This window comes from Streptomyces sp. NPDC054847, from assembly GCF_053610925.1.
Genome location: NZ_JBSGZJ010000614.1, coordinates 1 through 3,299, shown reverse-complemented (window position 1 = coordinate 3,299; position 3,299 = coordinate 1). Strand labels below are relative to the sequence as shown.

At 71.7% G+C, this 3,299-nt stretch carries 2 protein-coding genes; one reads left to right on the top strand and one right to left on the bottom strand.

Annotated features, from left to right (window positions below; translation table 11 throughout):
- Positions 1 to 316: 316 nt before the first annotated feature.
- A complete protein-coding gene (dacB, locus tag ACWGH4_RS33225) occupies positions 317 to 1,915 on the bottom strand; it encodes a D-alanyl-D-alanine carboxypeptidase/D-alanyl-D-alanine endopeptidase (protein ID WP_441263673.1) in 1,599 nt (532 codons plus the stop codon).
- A 564-nt stretch (positions 1,916 to 2,479) separates the two neighbouring features.
- On the opposite strand from dacB, the gene ACWGH4_RS33220 reads away from it, so the two are divergent.
- Positions 2,480 to 3,145 carry a M23 family metallopeptidase gene (locus ACWGH4_RS33220; protein WP_453467395.1) on the top strand — a complete coding sequence of 222 codons (666 nt, stop codon included), beginning with the start codon at positions 2,480 to 2,482 and terminating at the stop codon, positions 3,143 to 3,145.
- Positions 3,146 to 3,299 lie beyond the last annotated feature (154 nt).

The following is a 3,299-nucleotide window of genomic DNA, read 5'->3' as shown; positions in this document are numbered from 1 at the left end:
CCGCCCGGGTGCTCAGGCCCGCCAGGGGCCCGCTGCCCCTGGCGGGCCCTGTCCGGAGGCCGTGACAGGGTTGGCGGGGGCCTTGCCAATGGACTGCGTGCGCTGCCTGGCGCCGAGGAGGGCGAGGAGCCGCCCGCTCTCGGCGGGCACTGTCAGGGCTCGGCTCGGGTGGCGTGCCATGCCGAGGCCGTGCGCTGCATGGTCGGGCCGGTCCGCCCGACCGGGAGGCGGGCGGGCGTGCCATGTCAAGGCCCTGCGTGTGCTGCCCGTGCCCTGCTGAGCCGGGCCCCGCTGGCGTCGGCGGGACCCGGCAGGGTCAACAGGAGGCGGGCTTGCGCCAGGAGCATTCCAGTGAGGCATCGGGCTCCGCGGTGCGGGCACGCGGGGGCGACGTGGGCACGATCGTGCCCGCCGCGGTGTCCGAGGACGCCAGGGTGACGACCAGCGCGTCCTCGATGCTCTTCACCGAGGAGGCGAGGTAGTTGTTGAGGACGACGCTGTAGACGAGTTCGCGTCCCGCGGCGTCGGTGACGTATCCCGACAGCGCGGAGGCACCCGTCAGCGAGCCGGTCTTGCCCCGGGCGTTGAGGGCGGCCGGGGTGCCGCACATACGGGAACGCAGCGTTCCGCCCACGGCGCGGTCGGGGGCGCAGGCCACCGGCAGGGACGCGTACCAGTCGGCGAACCAGGGGGCGTCGCGGACGGAGAGCAGGAGGGTCGCCAGCTCGGCCGCCGGGAACATGTTCATCCGGGACAGTCCGGAGCCGTCGGCCTGGCGGAGGGTGGAGGTCCTGACGCCCTCCTTCTCCAGCTGGGCGCCGATCGCGGCGAGGCCCGCGTCCCAGGTGCCGCGGCCTGACGCCCGGTGCCCCATCTCCTTGGTGAGCGCCTCCGCGTGCATGTTGTTGGAGAGCTTCATGAACGGGTGCATCAGTTCGCTGAGCGGCATGGAGCGGTGCGAGGCGAGCGTGCGCGCCCCGGCGGGGGTCGGGCGGCCCAGACGGGGAGTGCCCGAGACCCGTACGCCGTGCTCGGCGAGCGCGTCGGCGAACACGGCGGCCGCGTAGCCGGTCGGTTCCCAGACCGCGATCCACTCCTTGGCGGCTGCCGAGCCGACGGGGACGTCACCGCTGATCGTGAGCCTGTTCGTGCCGTGGTCCCGGGAGACGGCCAGGGTGTCCGGCCGGCCCGCCTCGACCGTGGTGGCGCTGACGTCGAGGCGTACGTAGTCGGTGGGCGGGGTCAGCGTCACGCGGGGGCGCTCGCCCGGCCTGGCGCCCGGGGCGACCTCGACGACGACGGTGCCGGAGTCGTAGTCGGTGTCGGGCGCGAGGGTGAGCGCCGAGATCTGCGCGGAGTAGTAGGCGGACTCGTCGTCGGCCGCCCACGACCGGCCGAGGCGCTGGTCGTCGAAGCGGGTGTCGTCGGCGACGAGGCGCCCGGTGACGCGTTTGATGCCGGACGCCGCGACGTCCGCCGCGAGGGCTCGGTAGTCGGCCGCGAGCAGGGTGGGATCGCCGCTGCCACGCAGGTACAGGTCGCCGGTGAGAGTGGCGCCCTCGCGGCGGCCGGTGGTCAGCACGTCGGTGCTGAAGCGGTGGTCCGGGCCCAGCACGGCCATGGCGGCGGCGGAGGTGGCGAGCTTGGTGTTGGACGCGGGCATCAGACGGTCGCCGCTGTCGCGCTGGTAGAGGCGCTCACCGGTGGCGGCGTCGGCGACCACGACGCTCACGGCGCCGCCGTCGATCCTGGGGTCCGCGAGGACCTTGTCGAGGGCGCCCTTGAGGCCGGTGTCGGAGGGGCCGGCCCCGGCCGGCGAGCTCCAGGTGAGCGTGCAGACGAGGCCGGCGGCGAGCGGCCAGATCCATGCGCGGCGCAGCGCGCGGTGACGGATACGAACCACGGGTCTACTCATGGCACAGGAGGATCCCGGAAGCGGATCCTTCCCGGAAGGACGCGCGGCGGGCCTTCCAGGCGGTGAAAAGGGCCGAATTCTGTGGCCCCGGTCACCTCGCGGCCCCTTTTCCGGTGTGGTCCGGAGCACTTTCCCATGGCTGTCGCGCGTGGCCTGGCTCACGATTCCGGACCCCCGAAAGGGGCCCCTCCGTGACAAGGCGCACAGGCGTTTTGGGTACTACTAGGTGGATTAGTGATCGGAATATCCGTTTTGTCCCTCACGGGGGATCCGGCCGGCCCGGGGCCTTCCGTCTCCTCGTCCGCGGGTCCGGCCGCAGGGCTTCTCTCCCGGGGCCCGTGGCCAGGACATGCGGTTAAACCGGTCCGTCCCGGGCATACGAGGCCCCGCTTTCCGGCGGTGCGCGCGCCTCGGCCGGGAGTCAAGAGGCGTATTTCCGCGGATGCCACTACGACGCAATGTCGTAGTTGGGGGGTTTGAGGCGACTTGGGAGCACGGGTTACCAATGTGGAGCCAGCCCGGTGCGGATGCATCGGGTCCATTCATGCCCGGAGGTTCTCCCGTATGTCGAAGCGCACCATGATCCACCAGCTCCGCCCGTCCGTGCTCCGTACCCGTGGTGCTGTCGTGGCCGCCGGAATGGGTGCCGTGATGGTCGTCGGAGCCGGTGCGGGTGTCGCCTCCGCCGACGCGGGCAAGGCGGCCAAGCCGGCCGTCGTGGACGCCGCCTCTGCCGTCGCCGCCCAGGCCGACGCCCAGGCGAACGCCGCGAAGGCGAAGGCCGCCAAGAAGAAGCCCGTCAAGAAGGCCCCGGCGTGGGTCAAGCCGGTCGGCAAGTACACGCTGACCGCGAGCTTCGCGCAGGGCGGCGCCATGTGGTCCGCCAAGCACTCCGGCCAGGACTTCGCCGTGCCGATCGGCACGCAGGTCAAGGCGGTCGGCGCCGGTACCGTCGTCAAGGCGGGCCCGAACGGCGGCGGCGACGGCCCCGCCTACGGCAACGCCATCGTGATCAAGCACAACAACGGCAAGTACTCCCAGTACGCCCACCTGTCGAAGATCAACGTGAACGTGGGCGCGAAGGTGAAGACCGGCCAGAACATAGCCAAGTCCGGCAACACCGGTAACTCCTCCGGCCCGCACCTCCACTTCGAGATCCGCACGACGCCGAACTACGGCTCTGCGCTCAACCCGATGTCGTTCCTGCGCTCCGCCGGCGTCAACCTGTGACGCACGCCTGAGCCGGCCCCGTCGCACAGCGCCGGGTGATCAGAAGGCCCCGCCCTGCCCCTTGGGTTCTAACGGTCCTCGCAACACCCGCGATCTGTGGGAGTTGCGAGGACCGTGGGCGTTGAGCGTGATGATCTTGCCGGGTTGCGGGAGC

Bases quoted from the DNA above. Each gene is read 5' to 3' on its own strand.
- dacB (WP_441263673.1), bottom strand. From the start codon at position 1,915: ATGAGTAGACCCGTGGTTCGTATCCGTCACCGCGCGCTGCGCCGCGCA.
- ACWGH4_RS33220 (WP_453467395.1), top strand. From the start codon at position 2,480: ATGTCGAAGCGCACCATGATCCACCAGCTCCGCCCGTCCGTGCTCCGT.